This is a genomic window from Pseudomonas botevensis (genome assembly GCF_019145475.1).
Classification (GTDB): Bacteria; Pseudomonadota; Gammaproteobacteria; order Pseudomonadales; family Pseudomonadaceae; genus Aquipseudomonas; species Aquipseudomonas botevensis.
In genome coordinates this window covers 199,949-219,471 of the sequence record NZ_JAHTKI010000009.1, presented here as the reverse complement: position 1 = coordinate 219,471, position 19,523 = coordinate 199,949, and the positions used below count along the sequence as shown (strand labels likewise).

The 19,523-nt window shown below is 62.3% G+C and carries 17 protein-coding genes; 8 read left to right on the top strand and 9 right to left on the bottom strand.

The annotated features are described in order from the left end of the window. Positions 1-192: 192 nt before the first annotated feature. Together KVQ74_RS14100 and KVQ74_RS14095 are read right to left on the bottom strand one after the other, a co-directional pair. Entirely contained in the window at positions 193-978 is a 786-nt protein-coding gene (locus KVQ74_RS14100; protein WP_217831694.1) for a sulfite exporter TauE/SafE family protein, read from the bottom strand. A gap of 120 nt (positions 979-1,098) precedes the next feature. Beyond that, the gene (locus tag KVQ74_RS14095) at positions 1,099-1,848 is read right to left on the bottom strand and encodes a hypothetical protein (protein ID WP_217831693.1); all 750 of its coding nucleotides are present in this window, start codon (positions 1,846-1,848) and stop codon (positions 1,099-1,101) included. Between the two features lie 250 nt (positions 1,849-2,098). Between KVQ74_RS14095 and KVQ74_RS14090 the strand changes: the two genes are divergently transcribed. The 3 genes from KVQ74_RS14090 to KVQ74_RS14080 all read left to right on the top strand — a co-directional run bounded on the left by KVQ74_RS14090 (position 2,099) and on the right by KVQ74_RS14080 (position 4,658). Next, the gene (locus KVQ74_RS14090; RefSeq protein ID WP_217831692.1) at positions 2,099-3,247 is read left to right on the top strand and encodes an aldose epimerase family protein; all 1,149 of its coding nucleotides are present in this window, start codon (positions 2,099-2,101) and stop codon (positions 3,245-3,247) included. Between the two features lie 88 nt (positions 3,248-3,335). Continuing rightward, on the top strand, positions 3,336-4,157 hold the full coding sequence (locus tag KVQ74_RS14085) for an aldo/keto reductase (RefSeq protein WP_217831691.1): 822 nt from the start codon (positions 3,336-3,338) through the stop codon (positions 4,155-4,157). Between the two features lie 30 nt (positions 4,158-4,187). After that, positions 4,188-4,658: a DUF1810 domain-containing protein gene (locus KVQ74_RS14080; RefSeq protein WP_217831690.1), complete on the top strand. Its 471-nt coding sequence runs from the start codon at positions 4,188-4,190 to the stop codon at positions 4,656-4,658. On the opposite strand, the gene KVQ74_RS14075 is transcribed toward KVQ74_RS14080, so the two are convergent. Next, a complete protein-coding gene (locus tag KVQ74_RS14075; RefSeq protein ID WP_217831689.1) occupies positions 4,623-6,983 on the bottom strand; it encodes a DNA polymerase II in 2,361 nt (786 codons plus the stop codon). The two genes, KVQ74_RS14080 and KVQ74_RS14075, sit on opposite strands and share 36 nt — an antisense overlap. A 210-nt stretch (positions 6,984-7,193) precedes the next feature. On the opposite strand from KVQ74_RS14075, the gene KVQ74_RS14070 reads away from it, so the two are divergent. After that, positions 7,194-7,634, top strand: coding sequence for a CBS domain-containing protein (locus KVQ74_RS14070; RefSeq protein ID WP_217831688.1), 441 nt, complete (start codon positions 7,194-7,196; stop codon positions 7,632-7,634). 36 nt (positions 7,635-7,670) lie between these two features. Here KVQ74_RS14070 and KVQ74_RS14065 read toward each other — a convergent pair whose 3' ends face one another. Further along, on the bottom strand, positions 7,671-8,294 hold the full coding sequence (locus KVQ74_RS14065; protein WP_217831687.1) for a glutathione S-transferase: 624 nt from the start codon (positions 8,292-8,294) through the stop codon (positions 7,671-7,673). A 255-nt stretch (positions 8,295-8,549) separates the two neighbouring features. Here KVQ74_RS14065 and KVQ74_RS14060 point away from each other — a divergent pair, with 255 nt between their 5' ends. Then, a complete protein-coding gene (locus KVQ74_RS14060) occupies positions 8,550-9,029 on the top strand; it encodes a phage infection protein (RefSeq protein ID WP_217831686.1) in 480 nt (159 codons plus the stop codon). 78 nt (positions 9,030-9,107) lie between these two features. On the opposite strand, the gene KVQ74_RS14055 is transcribed toward KVQ74_RS14060, so the two are convergent. Further along, positions 9,108-10,196 carry a DUF1615 domain-containing protein gene (locus KVQ74_RS14055; RefSeq protein WP_217831685.1) on the bottom strand — a complete coding sequence of 363 codons (1,089 nt, stop codon included), beginning with the start codon at positions 10,194-10,196 and terminating at the stop codon, positions 9,108-9,110. Between the two features lie 252 nt (positions 10,197-10,448). On the opposite strand from KVQ74_RS14055, the gene KVQ74_RS14050 reads away from it, so the two are divergent. Beyond that, positions 10,449-12,659, top strand: a complete 2,211-nt coding sequence (locus KVQ74_RS14050) for a TonB-dependent receptor (RefSeq protein WP_217831684.1) — start codon at positions 10,449-10,451, stop codon at positions 12,657-12,659. Between the two features lie 121 nt (positions 12,660-12,780). Next, positions 12,781-14,316, top strand: coding sequence for an FAD-dependent oxidoreductase (locus KVQ74_RS14045; RefSeq protein WP_217831683.1), 1,536 nt, complete (start codon positions 12,781-12,783; stop codon positions 14,314-14,316). A 24-nt stretch (positions 14,317-14,340) separates the two neighbouring features. Here KVQ74_RS14045 and hemB read toward each other — a convergent pair whose 3' ends face one another. Both hemB and KVQ74_RS14035 read right to left on the bottom strand, forming a co-directional pair. Continuing rightward, entirely contained in the window at positions 14,341-15,315 is a 975-nt protein-coding gene (gene hemB, locus KVQ74_RS14040) for a porphobilinogen synthase (RefSeq protein ID WP_217831682.1), read from the bottom strand. A 268-nt stretch (positions 15,316-15,583) separates the two neighbouring features. Next, entirely contained in the window at positions 15,584-16,282 is a 699-nt protein-coding gene (locus KVQ74_RS14035) for a glutathione S-transferase family protein (protein ID WP_217831681.1), read from the bottom strand. Positions 16,283-16,594: 312 nt separating this feature from the next. Here KVQ74_RS14035 and KVQ74_RS14030 point away from each other — a divergent pair, with 312 nt between their 5' ends. Then, the gene (locus tag KVQ74_RS14030; RefSeq protein WP_217831680.1) at positions 16,595-17,269 is read left to right on the top strand and encodes a histidine phosphatase family protein; all 675 of its coding nucleotides are present in this window, start codon (positions 16,595-16,597) and stop codon (positions 17,267-17,269) included. Positions 17,270-17,333: 64 nt separating this feature from the next. Here KVQ74_RS14030 and mnmH read toward each other — a convergent pair whose 3' ends face one another. Then, on the bottom strand, positions 17,334-18,437 hold the full coding sequence (mnmH, locus tag KVQ74_RS14025; protein ID WP_217831679.1) for a tRNA 2-selenouridine(34) synthase MnmH: 1,104 nt from the start codon (positions 18,435-18,437) through the stop codon (positions 17,334-17,336). After that, positions 18,437-19,471 carry a selenide, water dikinase SelD gene (selD, locus tag KVQ74_RS14020; protein WP_217831678.1) on the bottom strand — a complete coding sequence of 345 codons (1,035 nt, stop codon included), beginning with the start codon at positions 19,469-19,471 and terminating at the stop codon, positions 18,437-18,439. Before selD ends, mnmH begins: the two co-directional genes overlap by 1 nt. Positions 19,472-19,523 lie beyond the last annotated feature (52 nt).

Genomic DNA, 19,523 nt, shown 5'->3' with positions numbered 1-19,523 from the left:
TTGATATCCACGCTCTAATGATTGCGCATCGTGGCGATTGTTCCGGGGGGCGCCCGGCAAAAGTGTTTCGCCTTGCTCAAAGCGTAGGTCAGCAACGATTTTGCGCAACCGGCCAGGTGCTGATCCTGACCGGCATTTGATGATCTTTCATGACGGTTTGATGCGGGGAAAATCGCAGGGATTGGCGTCAGATCAGAACGCCAGTTTGTACCCGATCAGTACCAGCATGGTCGCCAGGCACGGGCGCAGCAGTTCGTCGGAGATGCGCCCGGTGAGGTGGCTGCCGAGCCAGATGCCCGGCAGCGAGCCGAGCAACAGGTAGCCCAGCACGCCCCAATCCATGTTGCCCATGCTCGCGTGGCCAAGGCCGGCGACCAGGGTCAGCGGTACGGCGTGAGCGATTTCGGTGCCGACCAGGCGCCGGGTCGGCAGCAGCGGATAGAGAATGAACAGCGCAACAGTGCCCAGGGCGCCGGCACCGATCGAGGTCAGCGCAACCATGGTGCCAAGGATCAGCCCGGTGAGCACGGTCATGGCATTCAGGCGTGCGCCGCTCGGGTTGTAGTTGCCGCCAGCCCGTTTGTGGGCGAACGCCAGCAGACGCTTCTTGAAGAAAATCGCCATCGCCGTGGCGAACAGCACGAAGCCCAGGGCTTGTTTGATGATGGCGTTCATCGCATCCGGCGCGGTGTGCAGGGTGCTGAGAAACCACAAGGTCATTGCCACCGCCGGCACGCTGCCGAGGGTCAGCCAACCGGTGATGGACCAGTCGATGTTGTTGTTTTTCTTGTGAACCAGAACGCCGCTGGATTTGGTAATGGCGGCGTACAGCAGGTCAGTGCCCACCGCTGTCGCCGGGTTGATGCCGAACCACAGCAGGATCGGCGTCATCAGCGAACCGCCGCCGACACCGGTCATGCCGACAATAAAACCCACCACCAACCCGGCAATCACCAGGCCGAAATTTGCCAATTCCATTAAGACGTCCAGAAAAACGACAGGAAAAATCTGGCCCGCAGCATAGCGATTTTTCTTATAACCTCCTATATCGATAGGATCTATCGTTATGCCTTTCCACCATACTCCGCGAGACGGCGTTCACTGCACCGGCAGGAAATTCAGGAACAACAGACTCTGCGCGTAATTCAGACCGATGCGCCGGTAGCGCTCATCGAGCATCTGGGTCAGCAGGTCCAGGCGCGCCACGACTTTGCCGAACTCGGTGGCGAAACTCAGGTTGCTGCCCTCCTCGGAAATTTCATTGGAGAACAACAGCGGCTGGCCTTCCTTGTTCTGACGCTGCGACAGAATCCATGTGGCTTTCTCGATGTTGCGCGCGGCGTTGTTGACGAAGGTCGGGTTGATCGCGTCGGTCATGTAGAACTCGAGGCGGTTGCCGTGAGCGGTCACCAACATGCTGCCGATCGCATAGATGAAGGCGCCGACCCGATCCCCGAGAAACTCCGGGCTCATGGCGTAGCTCAGCGCCGCCAGGTCCTTCTTACCGCCCAGGGTGGGCAGCGGTTGTTGCTGCTCGATGGCCTGGCGCACCTGTTTCACCGCCGTGTTGACGTCGAGAAATCCTGATTTGCGCAACTCGTCCGGGTTGCGCAGGTAGAGCTTGCTCATCAGCAGATAGAGGCTGTCGAGGTTGTCGCGCATCGCCAGGGTCGCCATGCGGTCGACGCTGGTCTGGAGAAACTCCTGGGGTTTGGCCTGGCGAAACTGGGTGACGAAATCGTTGCCGTCCTGATGACTGCAACCGCCGAGCAACAGCGTCGACAGACACGCCGGCAACAGGCACAGACAACGCAAAAACAAAGTGATCTGGGTAACGACTCGGGGCATGAATTCTCGAACGGACACATTCCTGTGCGGCGGGAGTCACCGCAACCTGGCCATGGATAGAGCCGGCGATCACGGAAAAGTGCGGTGCCAATATCGTTTCCCGACCTTCGGTGCGAATACCATCATTCAATTTAGTCGGACTTTATTTTTGCAATAAACGTTTAATCCACTATAAATGTCCTCAAGTACGTAAATTAGATTGACTATTTATCGATATTTCTCAAAACAACAACAAAAAGGAAGATCAACCATGCTTCAATCCCGTCACCTGCTCCCCGGCCTCGGACTGTCCCTGATGCTCTCGACCCTCTGCGCCCAGGCCGCTGGCCTCTCCAGCGAACACAAAGCTTTCGGCAAAACCAATGACGGCACTCCCGTCGAGCAATTCCTCCTGCGCAACAGCCACGGCATGCAGGCCACCGTCATCACCTACGGCGCGACGCTGCAGGCGCTGCAAGTGCCGGACAAACACGGCAAGCTCGACGATGTAGTACTCGGTTTCGACGATGTGCAGGGCTACCAGAAAGGCACGGCGTACTTCGGCGCGACCATCGGTCGCTTCGGCAATCGCCTGGCCGATGGCGCTTTCGAACTCGACGGCAAGCGTTATCAGGTGCCGCAGAACGACAAGACCAACGCGCTGCATGGCGGCACCCAGGGCTTCGACAAGAAGGTCTGGAAAGCGCAGGAGACCAAGGACAAGGATTCGGTGGGCGTGACCCTGACGTACCTGTCGGCGGACGGTGAAATGGGTTTCCCCGGCAATCTCACCACCGAGGTCACCTATCGCCTGACCGACAGCAATGAGCTGCGCATCGACTACAAGGCCAGCACCGACAAACCGACGGTGCTCAACCTGACCAACCACAGCTATTTCAACCTGGCCGGCGCCGGTAACGGCGACATCCTCAAGCAGTTCGCCACCCTGCACGCCAGCCGCTACACCCCGGTCACCGCCAAACTGATCCCGACCGGCGAACTGGCCCCGGTGGCCGGCACGCCGATGGACTTCACCAAACCCACCGCCATCGGCCAGCACATCAAGGCCGATCACCCGCAACTGAAATTCGCCGAGCCGAAACAGGGCGGGTTCGATTTCAACTGGGCACTGGATAACAAAGGCGATATCAAGCAACTGGCCGCTGAGGTCAGTGACCCGCAATCCGGCCGTCACCTGCAGCTGTACACCAGCGAACCGGGCGTGCAGTTCTACACCAGCAACTTCCTCGACGGCACGGTCAAGGGCAAGGCGGGCAAGGTGTATCCGCATTGGGGCGCGTTCACGCTTGAGACCCAGCATTATCCGGACTCGCCGAATCAGCCGGACTTCCCGAGCACGCGGCTGAATCCCGGGCAGACCTATACCCAGAGCGTGGTTCTGAAGTTCTCCGCAAAATAATCGCCCGCCTCCTTTCTGGAACCGCGCGGAACCCGTGGGCTATCCTGCTGCCCACTCAGGTATCGACGATTTCAGAAAGGAGGTTTGAATGCGTACCCTCGAACTGGCAGGCGTGCAGGTTCCGGTGATCGGTCAGGGCACCTGGCGCATGGGCGAAGACCGCTCGGCGCACAAGCGTGAAGTGGCGGCCCTGCGCAGCGGCATCGAACTGGGCATGAGCCTGATCGACAGCGCTGAAATGTACGCGGAAGGCGGCGCCGAAGTGGTGGTCGGCGAAGCCATCGCCGGCCTGCGCGACCGGGTGTTCCTGGTGAGCAAGGTCTACCCGCACAACGCCAGCCGCAAAGGCATTCCCCAGGCCTGTGAGCGCAGTCTGCGCCGGCTCGACACCGACTACATCGACCTGTATCTGCTGCACTGGCGCGGCCAGTATCCGCTGGAAGAAACCGTCGAGGCTTTCGAACGGCTGCGCGAGGACGGCAAGATCGGCCGCTGGGGCGTGTCGAATTTCGACGTCGATGATCTGCAAGAACTGTCCGCTCCGGCCTGCGCCACCAACCAGGTGCTGTACAACCTGGAGGAACGCGGCATCGAATTCGACCTGCTGCCGTGGTGTCAGCAACAGCGCATGCCGCTGATGGCGTACTGCCCGATCGGCCAGGGCGGTGCGTTGCTCGCCGAGCCGGTCCTGCAGCAGATTGCCGCTCGTCACGACGCGACCCCGGCGCAGGTTTCGCTGGCGTGGATTCTGCGTCAGGATGGTGTGATTGCGATCCCCAAGGCTGTGCGGCCGGAACACGTGCGACTCAATGCACAAGCGGCGCAACTGCAACTGGACGCCGGGGATCTGGCGGCGCTGGACCAGGCGTTTCAAGCGCCACAACGCAAGCAGCGGCTGGCGATGGTCTGAGCCGCTGCCGACTGTCAGAGGGCGCGGCCCATGAGAAGTACTGATCAGTACGATCCGTTCAACCTGCAACGCTTCGTCCAGGCCCAGGACCCGGTGTTCGAACGGGTCCAGCGGGAACTGGACGAAGGGCGCAAGCGCAGCCACTGGATGTGGTTTGTCTTCCCGCAATTCGCCGGACTCGGCGGCAGCGAAATGTCCCGGCGCTTCGCCATCGGCTCCGCCGCCGAGGCCCGGGCCTATCTGGCCCACGAACGGCTCGGCGCCCGGCTACGCACCTGCACGCAGCTGGTGCTGAATGTGCGCCAGCGTTCGGTGGCTGAGATTTTCGGCCACCCCGACGACCTGAAATTCCATTCCTCCCTCACCCTGTTCGCCCAGTTCAGCGCCGACGACAGCCTGTTCCATCAGGCTCTGGAGCGCTATTTCCACGGCATCGAGGACGAATGGACGTTGCAGTTGCTGGACTCAAAACAGGCCCAGTTGCCCCCCAATCAGGGTTGAGAAATCGTCGTCGACGAACGGCAGGATCGCGTCCGCCACCGGTTGCAGTTGCCGGGTGATGTAGTGGTCGTAATCGATGGCCGCGCGTCGCGCCTCCAGCGGTTCCGGGCCGGCCAGGGTGATGACGTAGCTGATCCAGCCGCCGTTCTGGTATTGCCGGGGACGCCCGTGCTGCGCGTTGTAATCATCGGCCAGCCGCGCGGCGCGCACGTGAGGCGGTACGTTACGCTCGTAGTCGTCGAGGGTACGACGCAGGCGCTTGCGGTACACCAGCCGATCATCGAACTCACCGGCCAGGGTCTTGTTCACGTAGTCGCGCACGTAATCCTGATAGGGCTTGCGCTGGAAGATCCGCTGGTACAACTCCTGCTGGAACTGCCGGGCCAGCAGGGACCAGTCGGTGCGCACGGTTTCCAGACCTTTGTAGACCATTTCTTCGCTGCCATCGGCGCGCGTCACCAGACCGGCGTAACGTTTCTTGCTGCCCTCCTCCGCGCCGCGAATGGTTGGCATCAGGAAGCGCTTGTAGTGGGTTTCGAATTGCAGTTCGAGGGCGCTTTCCAGTCCGTACTCGTCACGCACATGGGCGCGCCACCAGTCGTTGACGTGCTTGACCAGCGCATGGCCGATCGTCGCCGCTTCTTCCTGACCGTGGGGACGACGCAGCCAGACGAACGTCGAGTCGGTGTCGCCATAGATCACCGCATGGCCCTGGGCTTCGATCAATTGCCGGGTGCGCAGCATGATTTCGTGGCCGCGCAGGGTGATCGAGGAGGCCAATCGGGTATCGAAGAAACGGCAACCGCTGGAACCGAGCACGCCGTAGAAGGCGTTCATGATGATTTTCAGCGCCTGGGACAACGGCGCGTTGTGCTCGCGCTTGGCGGTCTCGCGGCCTTCGGCGACCCGCGCAACGATGGACGGCAGGCAATGCCGGGTGCGGGAGAATCGCGCGCCACGAAAGCCCGGCACCGAATCGGCGTCGTCGGGGTGCTGCAGGCCTTCGATCAGGCCCACCGGGTCGATCAGGAACGTGCGGATGATCGACGGATAAAGGCTCTTGTAGTCGAGCACCAGCACCGACTCGTAGAGTCCCGGCTGCGAGTCCATGACAAATCCGCCGGGGCTGGCCTGGGCCGGTTTGCTGCCCAGGTTCGGCGCGACGAAGCCCTGACGGTGCATCAGCGGCATGTAGAGGTGGGTGAATGCCGCCACCGAACCGCCGCTGCGATCGGCCGGCAATCCGGTGACGCTGGCGCGCTCCAGAAGGAAGGTCAGCAATTCGGTCTTGGCGAAGATCCGCGTGACCAGTTCGCAGTCCTTGAGGTTGTATTTGGCCAGCGCCGGTTTGTCCTCGGCGAACATGCGGTTGATTTCGTCCATGCGCTGGTACGGGTTGTCGATGGACTTGCCTTCGCCGAGCAAGGTCTGGGCGACGTTTTCCAGGCTGAACGAGGGAAAGCTCCAGGTCGCCGAACGCAGCGATTCGATGCCATCGATAATCAGCCGACCGGCCGCCGAAGCGAAGTAGTGCGTGCGGCTGCCGTGCTCGCGCCACTGCATCTCTTCCCCGCCACGCCCGAGCTTGAGCGGCACGCCGAGGCGCCGGGCGTGTTCATGCAGGACGCGCAGGTCGAATTGCACGAGGTTCCAGCCGATGATCGCATCAGGATCGTGGCGGGCGAACCAGTCGTTGAGCTTCTTCAGGATCAGGGTGCGCGAGTCGCAGTATTCAAGGTCGAAGTCGACGATGCTGGCGTCGCCATTCGGCGCGCCGAGCATGTACACCTGACGCTCGCCGCAACCTTCCAGGGCAATGGAGTACAACTCACCCTGCTCGGTGGTTTCGATGTCCAGCGAGACCAGGCGCAGGCTCGGCCGATAGCCGGGCGCGGGCTTGAGATGGGCGTCGATCAGCGTGCCGTCGCCATCCGGGGTGCCATGGAAGCTGACCGGGGCGGTGATGAAACGCTCCATCAAGTAGCGCTCCGGCGGTCGCACGTCGGCTTCGAAGACGTCGACACCGGCGCGGTTGAGCGCGGTTTCCAGGCGCATCAATTGGCCGTGTTGCTGGCAATACAGACCGAGCACCGGGCGATGCTCGAAATCCTGCAGGGCCAGGGGGCGCAGTTCGACGTTCTTTTCATCGGCCAGCACGCGCTCGGCCTGCTCGCGCTGCTGCGCCGGGATGAACGCCACCGACGGCTGGTGCGGCAAGCGCACGCGCTGCGGCCCGGCGTCGGTCGCCAGCCAGAACTCGACTTCGGTGCCGGCCGGGGTATCGCGCCAATGCCGGGTCAGGACGAAGCCCTGCGGTAAATCCACCACTGCAACCTCAAAAATTGAATCAGGTAGGCATTCTACGCTGCCTCGTGCAAGGCGCGGGAGCTGACGCCGTCACCCCAAAAAGGGCCACGCCCGGCAATTATTCGGCCAAATGACGTTTTTTGCGTGTTATCTGCCGTTTTGCGGCCTTGCTCTCAGGGCCAGCGTCTACGATGCTTCAAGAACAACGACAACACCTGAGTAACCGCCATGAAGACCGTCGCCCAACTGCTCAAGCTCAAAGATCAGAAGAATCAGGAAGTACACCAGATCCAGCCCGGTCATATGGTGCTCGAGGCGCTGATGAAAATGGCCGAGAAGAACGTCGGTGCCCTGCTGGTGGTGGAAAACAACGAAGTGGTGGGCATCATCAGTGAACGCGATTACGCGCGCAAACTGGTGCTCCACGGCCGCTCGTCGGTGGGCACGCCGGTACGCGACATCATGGTGTCACCGGTGATTACCGTCGACTCCCGCCAAACCGTCGACACCTGCCTGAGCATCATGTCCGACAAGCGTCTGCGTCACTTGCCGGTGGTCGAAGACGGAAAACTGCTCGGCCTGCTGTCGATCGGCGACCTGGTCAAGGAAGCGATTGCCGAACAGGCAGAACTGATCAAGCAACTGGAACAGTACATTCGCGGGGAGTGAGACTGCACACCGGCTCCCGCCGGGTTGTTGGGCTGTTCAGGTAGGCCAGTGCCGGGCAAACACCGGCGCCAGCACCGGATGCTGGTCGATGCGCTGCAACCAGGCGTGGAAACCGGGGCGGGTCTGGCGCAGGTGTTCACGGGTGCCGGCCCAGCGCGTCACTACCGCCGCCAGCACATCCAGCGCTCCCGGCGTCTCGTCGCCCAGGTACAACTTGGCGGAGAACTGGTCGGAGAACACTTCCCAGGTCCAATACAGCCGCTCGCGGGCGCCAGCCATGAGGTTTTGCCGCGATGCTTCATCCGGCATCACCAGCCAGCGCTCGGGATAGTCGATGACGCCGATGGCCGCGTAGCAATTGCTGACGATGTACACCATGCCGCGAATGGCCTGGTCGCGCTCGGCGGCCGTTGTTGGCAGCAGGCCGGATTCGGGGAAGCTCAGACCTAGGTGGATCAGGATCGCCGCGCTCTCGGTAATCGCGCTGCCATCGGGCAGTTGCAGGGTCGGGATCTGTTTCAGCGGGTTGAGTCGGGCCAGCGCCTCGGCGGCCTCGGTGGAAACTTCGATATCGATGAAGCGGTACGGAATCTGGCACAGCTCAAGCGCCGCCTCGATGGCCGCCGCACCTGAATTCCTGTGCCCGTAAAGTTGATACATGTGTCCCCCTCGATTGGCTGCCGACCGCTGCGGCGATTCGCGCGGTCCCGCCCGGCGCTCTATCAGTTGTAGCCCATTAACAGGAGTCCGGGCCGCGCCAACTGACGAGGTGAGTCTTTATCACCCCCGACGCAGGGCTCGCCGATAAACCATCATTGCCATCGATGTTCACAATCATGGCAATGAAGTTCTCATAAAAAATCCCGGGCGTAACATCTGCTCCATACCAACCAAAACACCCCGGAGCACACGATCATGAAACGCCAAACCCTCCTCAGCATCGCTTTCTCGCTTTTTGCAGTTAACGCTTTTGCCGCAACTTCCACCCAACCGGTTGTCGTCGAAGGTGGCTCGGATCGCCTGATTGAAAGCCGCGTTGCCGAAGGCGGTTCGGATCGTCTGCTGGAGCGTCGCGTCGCTGAAGGTGGCTCGGATCGTCTGATCGACCGCCGCGTCGCTGAGGGTGGTTCGGATCGTCTGCTGGAACGCCGCGTCGCTGAAGGTGGCTCGGATCGTCTGCTGGAACGCCGCGTCGCTGAAGGTGGCTCGGATCGTCTGCTGGAACGTCGCGTCGCCGAAGGTGGCTCGGATCGTCTGATCGATCGCCGCGTCGCTGAAGGTGGCTCGGATCGTCTGCTGGAACGCCGCGTCGCTGAAGGTGGTTCGGATCGTCTGCTGGAACGTCGCGTCGCCGAAGGTGGCTCGGATCGTCTGATCGACCGCCGCGTTGCCTGAATGAATGGCTTTACCGCAGCAACCCAGAAAAAACCCGGCTCCCGTCAGCCGGGTTTTTTTACGTCTTTTTTTGCCTCCTCAATCCTTGGCCATGCACCGCCGGTAGCGCTCGTCCACCCGTTTGGCGAACCATGCGGTGGTCAGTTTGCGGGTGATTTTCGGGCTTTGCAGGACGATCCCCGGCAGCACCGCGCGCGGCAATGACTTGCCCTCGGCCTGCTCGGCCAACTCGAACACTCGCTTGTAGAGTCGGGTGTCTTCGAATGCCAGGGTTTTGCCCTTCTCCAGTTGATCGCGAATGGTCGGATTGCGCATGCCCAATGATTTGCCCAGGGTTCGCACCGCCAGTTCGGTGCTGCCGGGCATGATCGAGTCATAACGAATCAGGTCGCCGTCGAGCGCCAACGGGATTCCCGAGGCACGGCTGACGGCATTCTGGAATGCGGCATTGCGGCTGGCGTACCAACCGGCGTTGAAGTCGGCGAATCGGTACAGCGGCTCGCGATAACTCACCGGATAACCCAGCAAATGGGCGATACCGAAATACAGGCCGCCGCGACGGCTGAACACTTCCCGGCGGATCGTGCCGTCCACCGGATAGGGATAATCCTTGGCGTGCTGTTCGGCGAATTCGATGCTGACCTGCATCGGCCCGCCGGTATGCACCGGGTTGAACCCACCAAACAGCGTGCGCCCCATCGGCACCATGCCGATGAAGTCATCGAAGATCGCGCTCAATTCCTTTTCGCTGCGCGCCGCGCTCAGGCGTTCGCTGTAGGTCTTGCCGTTCGACGAACGCACTTGCAACGCACCGCTGACCAGCAGGCTGGGGATATGCACCTTGGCGGCGCGGCGGTCGATTTCGTCGCGGGCGATTTTGCCCAGCCCCGGCACCGTCGGATCGGCCTGAAAGGTCGATTCCTGCTCGGCGACGGCCAGCACCGAACACAGGTTCTGCGTGGTCGGGCTGATGTTCTGCGCGGCGAACGCGGCGTAGATGTCGGTGGCCCAGCCCTGGCGATCCGCAGCCTTCGCCGGCATCAGCCGCACGATCTGCGCCTTGACCTCGGCGGGCGCACGCGGCGCGGGTTCGCCATTGCGTTGGCCGGCGCAACCGGCCAGGGCCAGCAGCGCGGCGAGGCTGATCAGTAATCGAGAGGTGTGCATTGATGCTCCAATTGCAGTCCGTTGAGCCGGGTTCACCATACGATCAATGGTGCCGCGCAGGCTAGGACTCCCGCGAGCCAGAGCTGTTCCTTGCGACTGCCCACAAGCGCCCTCCACCAACAGAGTGATGACAAAGAGATTGCAAAACGTTACTGAGAACACTTAGCATTTGCGCCTGGAGTCGCATTTGCGCAAGGAGTTCCCGCGCTGCCCTATTTTTTCTCATTGGCCGCGCGCCATCAGGAACCTTGAATGTTCGCTCCTGCCCGATCCAACGTGCCTTTCCGTCCGACGCTGCTCGCCCTGCTGTGCTCCCTGACCGTCACTGCCCACGCCGCCACCGAAAGCGCCGGCCAGGAACTGGTGCTGGACAACGTCAACATCAACGCCCAGGCCCCGACACCGAGCAACGCCCTGCCCCCGGTGTTTGCCGGCGGACAGGTCGCACGCGGCGGCCAATTGGGCGTGCTGGGCAATCAGGACATGATGGACGTGCCGTTCAGCGTCGCCTCGTACACCGAACAACTGATCCAGGATCAGCAGGCCGAAACCGTCGGTGACGTGCTACTCAATGACTCCTCCGTACGCCAGGCCGTCGGCTATGCCAACCAGGCACAAGTCTTCGTGATTCGTGGTCTGCCGCTCAACGGCGATGATATTTCCTACAACGGCCTGTACGGCGTCTTGCCACGACAGATCATTTCCACCGACGCCCTGGAGCGCGTGGAAGTGTTCAAAGGCCCGAACGCCTTCATCAACGGTGTGACCCCGACCGGTTCCGGCATCGGCGGTGGCGTCAACCTGCAACCCAAGCGTGCCGGCGACGTGCCGCTGCGCCGCTTCACCACCGACATCAACAGTGAGGGCCGTCTCGGTCAGCACCTGGACATCGGCCAGCGTTTCGGCGAAGACAACCGTTTCGGCGCACGGATCAACCTCGCTCAACGCGAAGGCGATACCGGCATCGACCACGAGAACCAGCGCTCGAAACTGTTCGCCATCGGCCTCGACTACCGGGGTGACGCACTGCGGATTTCCGGCGACTTCGCCTACCAGAAACAACGGGTGAATGGCGGCCGCAACTCGGTGTTCCTCGGCACCGCGACCAAAATCCCGGACGCGCCGTCGGCCGACACCAACTACGCGCCGAAATGGGGTTTCACCGACATCGAAGACACCTTCGGCATGCTCCGCGCCGAGTACGACCTCAACGACAACTGGACCGCTTATGCCGCTGGCGGTGCCAAGCACACCCGTGAAGTCGGTCGCTATAACTCGACGACCCTGACCGACAACCTCGGCAACGCGACCACCACCGGCTCGTTCATCCCCCACGATGAAGACAACACCAGCGCCATGGCCGGCCTCAATGGCCGCTTCCTGACCGGTCCGGTCAGCCACAAGCTGAACTTCGGCCTCGCCGGGATCTGGACTGAACAGCGCAGCGCCTACGATTTCGACCTGACCAAGTACGCCAACAACATCTACCATCCGGTGGAAACCCCATCGCCGACCGGCAACTTCTCCGGTGGTGACCTGAACGATCCAGGCATCACCGGCAAGACCTTCGTGCGCAGCGGCGCGGTGTCCGACACCCTCGGCTTCTTCGACGATCGCCTGCTGGTGACCGTCGGTCTGCGTCGTCAGCAGATGGTCGTCCAGGGCTACAACTATGCCAGTTACGGCAGCGGCAGCCGCAAGTCGGCCTACGACGAATCGATCACCACCCCGGTATACGGCATCGTCTTCAAGCCGTGGGAACACGTGTCGTTCTACGCCAACCGCATCGAAGGCCTGGCACAAGGCCCGACCTCGCCGACTTCGGCCGGCGGACGCGTGGTGGTCAACGGCAACGAAGCCTACGCTCCGGCACGCTCCAAGCAGCTTGAGGCAGGCGTGAAACTCGACATGGGCACCTACGGCGCGAGCCTCGGCGTGTACCGCATCGAGCAGCCGAGCGACGGTTACACCCAGGTCATCGACGCCACCACCGCGCAGTACGTGCGTGAAGGCAAGCAGATCAACAAAGGCGTGGAAATGAACGTGTTCGGCGAGCCGATCGAAGGCCTGCGCCTGATCAGCGGTCTGACCCTGATGGACACCGAGCTGAAGAAAACCCAGAACGGCGCCAACGACGGCAACCGTGCGATCGGCGTGCCGACCTTCCAGTTCAACGCTGGCGTGGACTGGGACGTACCGGGCCTGCAAGGCGTCGCCCTGGATGCACGGATGCTGCGCACCGGCGGCCAATACGCCGACGCGGCGAACAACCTGAGCCTGCCGACCTGGAACCGCTTCGACGCCGGTGCGCGCTACGCCTTCAAGGTTGAGCAGAAAGACGTCACCGTGCGCCTGGGCGTGGACAACCTGACCAACGAGAAATACTGGGAATCGGCCCTCGGTGGCTACCTGACCCAAGGCGAACCACGGGTGGCGAAGCTGTCGGGGACCATCGACTTCTAAAGCGCCAGATCAGAAGCCCCCGCCGCTTAACCGCCCCGGGGGCTTTTTTTCGCCTGTCCGATGGACTGGCCGCCCGCGCCGTCTGATCCATACTTGCTGCACACCAAAAGGAGGACAGGCCATGAACCGCAGCGATGTATTGATCATCGGCGCAGGTCCCACCGGACTGGTGCTGGCCCTGTGGCTGAGCAAACTGGGCGTGCGCGTGCGCATCATCGACAAGACCTCCGCGCCCGGTACGACTTCCCGGGCGCTGGCGGTGCAGGCGCGGACGCTGGAGCTGTACCGCCAACTGGATCTGGCCGAAACGGTGGTACGCAACGGCCATCGGGTGGCGGCGGCGAATTTCTGGGTCAAGGGCAAACAGGTCGCGCAATTGCCCCTGAACCGCATCGGCGAAGGCCTGACCGCCTATTCATTCGTCGAAATCTACCCGCAGGACCAACACGAACGCCTGCTGATCGAGCGCCTGGAAGACTACGATGTGGTGGTCGAACGCAACACCGAACTGGAAAGTTTCGAGGAAAGCGGCGACGGCCTGACCGCCCACCTGCGCTTGCCGGACGGTCGTCAGGAAGTCTGTCAGGCCTGCTACCTGGCGGGATGCGACGGCGCCCGCTCGGTGGTACGCAAAACCCTCGACACCGGTTTTCCCGGCGGCACCTACCAGCAGATTTTCTACGTGGCGGATGTCCAGGCCAGCGGCCCGCCGCTCAATGGTGATTTGCATGTGGATCTGGACGAAGCGGACTTTCTCGCGGTGTTTCCACTGGCCGGCGAAGGCCGCGCGCGGCTGATCGGCACCGTGCGCGACGAGCGTGCGCAGCGCGCCGAAACCCTGCAATTCGCCGATGTCAGCAGCCGTGCCATCGAACACCTGAAAATCCATATCGAAGAGGTCAACTGGTTCTCCACCTACCGCGTGCATCATCGGGTGGCGGATCACTTTCGCAGCGGCCGGGCGTTCTTGCTCGGCGATGCGGCGCACGTCCACAGCCCTGCCGGCGGTCAAGGGATGAACACCGGGATCGGTGACGCGATCAATCTGGCCTGGAAACTCGCCGCCGTGCTCAGCGGCGGCGCCACGGCCAAACTGCTCGACACCTATGAAACCGAACGCATCGCCTTCGCCCGGCGGCTGGTGTCCACCACCGACAAGGTGTTCACGTTCGTCACCGCCGACGGGCGCATGGCCGACCTGTTGCGCACGCGTCTGGCGCCGTTCCTGATCCCGAAACTGGCCTCGTTCGAGGCGAGCCGCGAGTTTCTGTTCCGCACCATTTCACAGGTCACCCTCAACTATCGGGGCATGACGCTCAGTCAGGGAGTGGCCGGCCATGTCCACGGCGGCGACCGTTTGCCCTGGGCGCATGACGGTGAAGGCGACAACTACGAACCGCTGCGCCAACCGTGCTGGCAGGTGCATGTGTACGGCGACACCAGCGACGAGATGATCGCCTGGTGCCACGAGCATCATCTGCCGCTGCATGTGTTCGACTGGCGCCCGGCGTTTGAAACGGCGGGACTGGGGCGCAACGGGTTCTACCTGTTGCGCCCGGACACCTATGTGGCGATTGCCGACAACAGCGCCGATCCGAAGGTGATCGAGCGCTATTTCCGGGATCACGGGATCAGGCCGTTCTTTGCCTGCCCCTGACACCCACAAGGTTGTGTGGCGCTGTCAGATGCCGGCCAGGGCCAGGTCCATCGCGAAGTAGGTGAAGATCAGGTCCGCGCCCGCGCGTTTGATCGCGCCGAGGCTTTCGCGCACCACGCGATCTTCGTCGATGGCGCCGGCCTGGGCACCGAACTTGATCATCGCGTACTCGCCGCTGACCTGATACGCCGACAGCGGCAGGTTCGAGGCCTCGCGGATGTCGCGGATGATGTCCAGATACGCGCCGGCCGGTTTGACCATCAGCGCGTCGGCGCCTTCCTGCTCGTCGAGCAAGGATTCGCGCAGGGCTTCGCGGCGGTTCATCGGGTTCATCTGGTAGCTTTTGCGATCGCCCTTGAGCGCGCTGCCGCCGGCTTCGCGAAACGGCCCATAAAGCGCCGAGGCGAATTTGGTCGAATAGGCCATGATCGCGGTCTGGGTGAATCCGGCCTCGTCCAGCGCCCGGCGAATCGCCTGCACCTGGCCGTCCATCGCCGCCGACGGGGCGATCACATCGGCACCGGCACGGGCCGCCGCCACGGCCTGTTTGCCGAGGTTGATCAGGGTCTGGTCGTTGTCGACCTCATGGTTGTGCATCACGCCGCAGTGACCGTGATCGGTGTACTCGCAGAAGCAGGTGTCGGACATCACGATCATCTCCGGCACCGCGTCCTTGGCGATGCGCGACATGCGCGACACCAGACCGTTTTCCCGCCAGGTGTCGCTGCCGTTGCCGTCCAGGTGATGGGATACGCCGAAGGTCATCACCGACTTGATCCCGGCCCGGGCATAACGCTCGATTTCGCTGGCCAGCTTGCGCTCGGGAATGCGCATCACGCCGGGCATGCTCTTGATCGGCACGAAGTCGTCGATCTCTTCTTCGACGAAAATCGGCAGCACCAGATCGTTGAGGGTGAACTCGGTTTCCTGGAACAGGCTGCGCAGGCTCGCATTGCGGCGCAGACGGCGTGGACGTGCTTCGGGGAACTGACTGGACATGGGGCCTTTCCTGAAAAACGGCGGACGAGACGAAAGTCGTAGGGGGCGCAGCTTATGCCTTGCGGGGGTTGGCGTACAAACCTGGATCAATCAAGAGTGCATTACCGGCTGCGCAACAATCTTTCAGACCTGCAGACGATCTGTGGGAGTGGGCTTGCCCGCGAATGCGTGGTGTCAGTCAGTATTTATCTAACTGACCCACCGCCTTCGCGGGCAAGCCCGCTCCCACAGCGATTTCGGGCTGTCGCAGGACGTGCGGCAGCGGAGATTACGAAGGAATGGTCAACCCCTTCACCACTGCCGGCCGCGCCAGGAAGCGCTCCAGCACCCGGGTCACGTTGGGGAAGTTCTTGATCCCGACCAGATCACCGGCCTCGTAGAAACCGATCAGGTTGCGTACCCACGGGAACGTCGCGATGTCAGCGATGGTGTAGCGCTCGCCCATGATCCAGTCGCGTCCTTCCAGGCGGCCGTCGAGGACTTTGAGCAAGCGTTTGCTTTCCTCGACGTAGCGATCACGCGGACGCTTGTCTTCGTAATCCTTGCCGGCGAATTTGTTGAAGAAACCGAGCTGACCGAACATCGGGCCGATGCCGCCCATCTGGAACATCAGCCAGGCAATGGTTTCGTAGCGCAGCGCGCCTTCCTGGGCCAGCAACTGACCGCTTTTGTCCGCCAGATAAATCAGGATCGCGCCGGACTCGAACAGGGGCAGCGGTTTGTCGTCCGGACCGTGAGGGTCGAGGATCGCCGGGATCTTGTTGTTCGGGTTCAGCGACAGGAACTCGGGGGACATCTGGTCATTGGTGTCGAATCCGACGCGGTGCGGCTCGTAAGGCAGGCCGATCTCTTCGAGCATGATCGAAACCTTGACGCCGTTGGGGGTCGGCAGGGAGTAGAGCTGAATCCAGTCTGGGTATTGCGCGGGCCATTTGTTATTGATCGGGAACGCGGACAGATCAGTCATGGGAAGCATCCAGTCACAAATTAAAGGCCCGAGCATAATCCATGATCGCCCGCCCTGGCTCGGGATGTTTTAAGCGAGCCGGGGCGGTTTACTTAAATCCGCAACATCCTGTCGCTAACCTGCGCCCAAGCCGTTTGCCACGGCCGCTAAAGTGCCGCGCACCGGTTCAATCGAACCAAAACGGCCTTTGGGGACTCTGAGCTAGTCCTTTTGCAATGGACGCGCTTCACGACATGGAAACCACCCCGGCGCCGGGAGCCCGTGGTGCAGAGGTTTGTCAGCCTTAACCGAATACGTTGAAGAACCTTATAGATGACGAACCTTTTGAGATTCGCCAAACGCTTCAAACACCGCGCGTGCGTGACCCTTCCCGCCCTGCTGGCCGCCAGTGCGCTGTTCCTGTCGCTTGAATCCAGCGAAAGCCGCGCGCAACCGGTGGACGGCACCCAGACCCTGGTGTTCCTGCGTCACGCAGAGAAACCGGCCGGCGGCCTGGGTCAGCTCAATTGCCAGGGCCTGAACCGCGCCATTGATCTGTCGACGCTGCTGCCGGAGAAATTCGGCAAGGCCGATTACGTGTTCGCCGCCAACCCGACGCGCAATGTCGAGGAAGGCGAACTGGACAACTCCTACAGCTACATTCGCCCGTTGATGACCATCAGCCCCGCCGCGATCAAACTGGGCCTGCCGGTGAACATCGAGTTTTCCGCCAACGACACTAGCGACCTGGCCCGCGAGCTGCTCGAGGACAAGTACCACAACTCGACCATCTACACGGCCTGGTCCCACGGCTACCTGCCGGAACTGATCAACAAGGTCGCCGGCAAAGCGGTGGGCGAGAAGCAGCAGATCACCGATGACTGGGCGTCCGGTGATTATGACTCGCTGTACGTGCTGACCCTGACCTGGCACAACGGCAAGGCCAGCCTGCAGAGCCACAGCTACAAGCAGGGGCTGGATCACGGCAAGGAAACCTGCCCGACTTGAGTGTTGCAGTGATTGATCCGGCGCCTTCGCGGGCAAGCCCGCGAAGGCGCCAGGGAAATCACCCTCAACCCTTCTGATTCACCCGCTGCCGCAAATACTCGATCACCGCCTCCCGCTCCCCGGCAAATTCGATCCGCGCGCCCTTCTTCTCGCGCTGGAACACATACATCGGATCGTAATACTCGCCCAGCAGTCCCTCGATCCAGCCCCGGTGCAGGTCCACCGCGCCCGTGCGGCCCTGTTCGGCCAACGCCTCTTCCATCAACACCAGCATCCGTCGGTGGCGCTCGCCGCCGAGACGCTTCTGCACATTGTTCAGGCTCGCCAGCAGACGCTCGCCAAACAAGGCAAAACCGGCCTCGCCATGCACGGCGCAAAACTCCGCCGACAGATCCACCACGTAATCACGCAGGATCCGCTCCACCCGATGTTCAAAGCTGTCCTCCAGCCAGACCATCGGGTACTGCTGCATACCCTGATACAGCGGCAACGGCAGCGCGCAACTGCCAACCACCCGGCTCTCGTCCTCCAGCACGAATTGCTCGATGCCGGTCGCTCGTTTCTTGAGGATGTCGATGGCCAGACGGTTCTCGAAATCGATGTTCGACGGCTGCCCGGTGGCGCGTTTGCCGAAGCTCGAACCCCGGTGATTGGCATGGCCTTCCAGGTCCAGGCCGTTGCGCAACTGCACCAGCGCCTCGGTCTTGCCGGTGCCGGTCATGCCGCCCAGCAGCACGAAATCGCACTGGGCCACGGCATCGTCGAGGGTGTCGATCAGAAAGCTGCGCATCGCCTTGTAGCCGCCGCCGATACGCGGGTAGTCGATGCCGGCTTCGTCGCGCAGCCACTGCTGGGTGATCTGCGAGCGCAGACCGCCACGAAAGCAATACAAATAACCATCGGGATGCGCCCGGGCGAAATCGGCCCAGGCCTGGATGCGCCCGGCCTTGACCGCGCCGGACACCAATTGATGGCCCAACTCGATCGCCGCCTGCTGTCCGTGCTGCTTGTAGCAGGTGCCGATGCGCTGGCGCTCGATGTCGTTCATCAGCGGCAGGTTGACCACGCCGGGGAACGCGCCCTTGTGAAACTCGATCGGCGCGCGGGCATCCATCAGCGGCCGGTCGTTGAGAAAAATGTCGCGGTAATCGGTGAAATCGACGGACATCAAATCACCTCGACCGCGTTGCTCTGTCGCTCGACCAGTTCGCCGATCGGCGCCAGTTCCAGGCCCAGTTCGGCCGCCACGGCGAGGAATTCGGCGTCACCCTCGGGGGTCACGGCAATCAGCAGGCCGCCGCTGGTCTGCGGATCGCACAACACACGTTTGTGCAGTTCCTGCAGGCGCCCCAGCTTGCTCGAATAGCTGTCGAAGTTGCGCAAGGTGCCGCCGGGCACGCAGCCCTGTTCGAGGTAATACTCGACGCTCGCCAGACGCGGCACCCGGTCATAGGCGATGCGCGCGGTCAGGTGGCTGCCGTCGGCCATTTCCACCAGATGCCCGAGCAGACCGAAACCGGTGACGTCGGTCATGGCGGTCACCCCGGCGAGTTTGCCGAAGCGGCTGCCGGGTTTGTTCAGGGTACACATCCAGTCACGGGCCACACCGACATCGGCGGCGCGCAATTTGCCCTTTTTCTCCGCCGTGGTGAGGATGCCGATGCCCAGGGGTTTGGTCAGGTACAGCAGGCAACCGGCGGTGGCGGTGTCGTTGCGCTTCATGTGGCGTTTTTCCACCAGACCGGTGACGGCCAGGCCGAAGATCGGCTCCGGCGCATCGATCGAATGCCCGCCGGCCAGGGGAATACCCGCCGCGTCACACACCGCGCGGCCACCACGAATCACTTCCCGGGCCACTTCCGGCGCCAGCACGTTCACCGGCCAGCCGAGGATCGCAATCGCCATCAATGGATCACCGCCCATGGCGTAGATATCGCTGATCGCGTTGGTTGCGGCGATGCGGCCGAAGTCGAACGGGTCGTCGACAATCGGCATGAAGAAGTCAGTGGTTGAGACCACGCCGCGCTCGGCATCGATTTCATACACCGCCGCGTCATCGCGCGAGGCGTTGCCGACCCACAGTTTCGGATCGAGATTCTGCGCGCCGCTGCCGGCCAGAATCACTTCCAGCACCTGGGGAGAAATCTTGCAGCCGCAACCGGCGCCGTGGCTGTATTGGGTCAGACGAATCGGCTCGCTCATGGGAGAGTCTCTGGCAGGGAATGGGGCGGATTCTAGCAGAGGGGGGCTTTGG

Bases quoted from the DNA above. Each gene is read 5' to 3' on its own strand.
- KVQ74_RS14100 (WP_217831694.1), bottom strand. From the start codon at position 978: ATGGAATTGGCAAATTTCGGCCTGGTGATTGCCGGGTTGGTGGTGGGT.
- KVQ74_RS14095 (WP_217831693.1), bottom strand. From the start codon at position 1,848: ATGCCCCGAGTCGTTACCCAGATCACTTTGTTTTTGCGTTGTCTGTGC.
- KVQ74_RS14090 (WP_217831692.1), top strand. From the start codon at position 2,099: ATGCTTCAATCCCGTCACCTGCTCCCCGGCCTCGGACTGTCCCTGATG.
- KVQ74_RS14085 (WP_217831691.1), top strand. From the start codon at position 3,336: ATGCGTACCCTCGAACTGGCAGGCGTGCAGGTTCCGGTGATCGGTCAG.
- KVQ74_RS14080 (WP_217831690.1), top strand. From the start codon at position 4,188: ATGAGAAGTACTGATCAGTACGATCCGTTCAACCTGCAACGCTTCGTC.
- KVQ74_RS14070 (WP_217831688.1), top strand. From the start codon at position 7,194: ATGAAGACCGTCGCCCAACTGCTCAAGCTCAAAGATCAGAAGAATCAG.
- KVQ74_RS14065 (WP_217831687.1), bottom strand. From the start codon at position 8,294: ATGTATCAACTTTACGGGCACAGGAATTCAGGTGCGGCGGCCATCGAG.
- KVQ74_RS14060 (WP_217831686.1), top strand. From the start codon at position 8,550: ATGAAACGCCAAACCCTCCTCAGCATCGCTTTCTCGCTTTTTGCAGTT.
- KVQ74_RS14055 (WP_217831685.1), bottom strand. From the start codon at position 10,196: ATGCACACCTCTCGATTACTGATCAGCCTCGCCGCGCTGCTGGCCCTG.
- KVQ74_RS14050 (WP_217831684.1), top strand. From the start codon at position 10,449: ATGTTCGCTCCTGCCCGATCCAACGTGCCTTTCCGTCCGACGCTGCTC.
- KVQ74_RS14045 (WP_217831683.1), top strand. From the start codon at position 12,781: ATGAACCGCAGCGATGTATTGATCATCGGCGCAGGTCCCACCGGACTG.
- hemB (WP_217831682.1), bottom strand. From the start codon at position 15,315: ATGTCCAGTCAGTTCCCCGAAGCACGTCCACGCCGTCTGCGCCGCAAT.
- KVQ74_RS14035 (WP_217831681.1), bottom strand. From the start codon at position 16,282: ATGACTGATCTGTCCGCGTTCCCGATCAATAACAAATGGCCCGCGCAA.
- KVQ74_RS14030 (WP_217831680.1), top strand. From the start codon at position 16,595: ATGACGAACCTTTTGAGATTCGCCAAACGCTTCAAACACCGCGCGTGC.
- mnmH (WP_217831679.1), bottom strand. From the start codon at position 18,437: ATGTCCGTCGATTTCACCGATTACCGCGACATTTTTCTCAACGACCGG.
- selD (WP_217831678.1), bottom strand. From the start codon at position 19,471: ATGAGCGAGCCGATTCGTCTGACCCAATACAGCCACGGCGCCGGTTGC.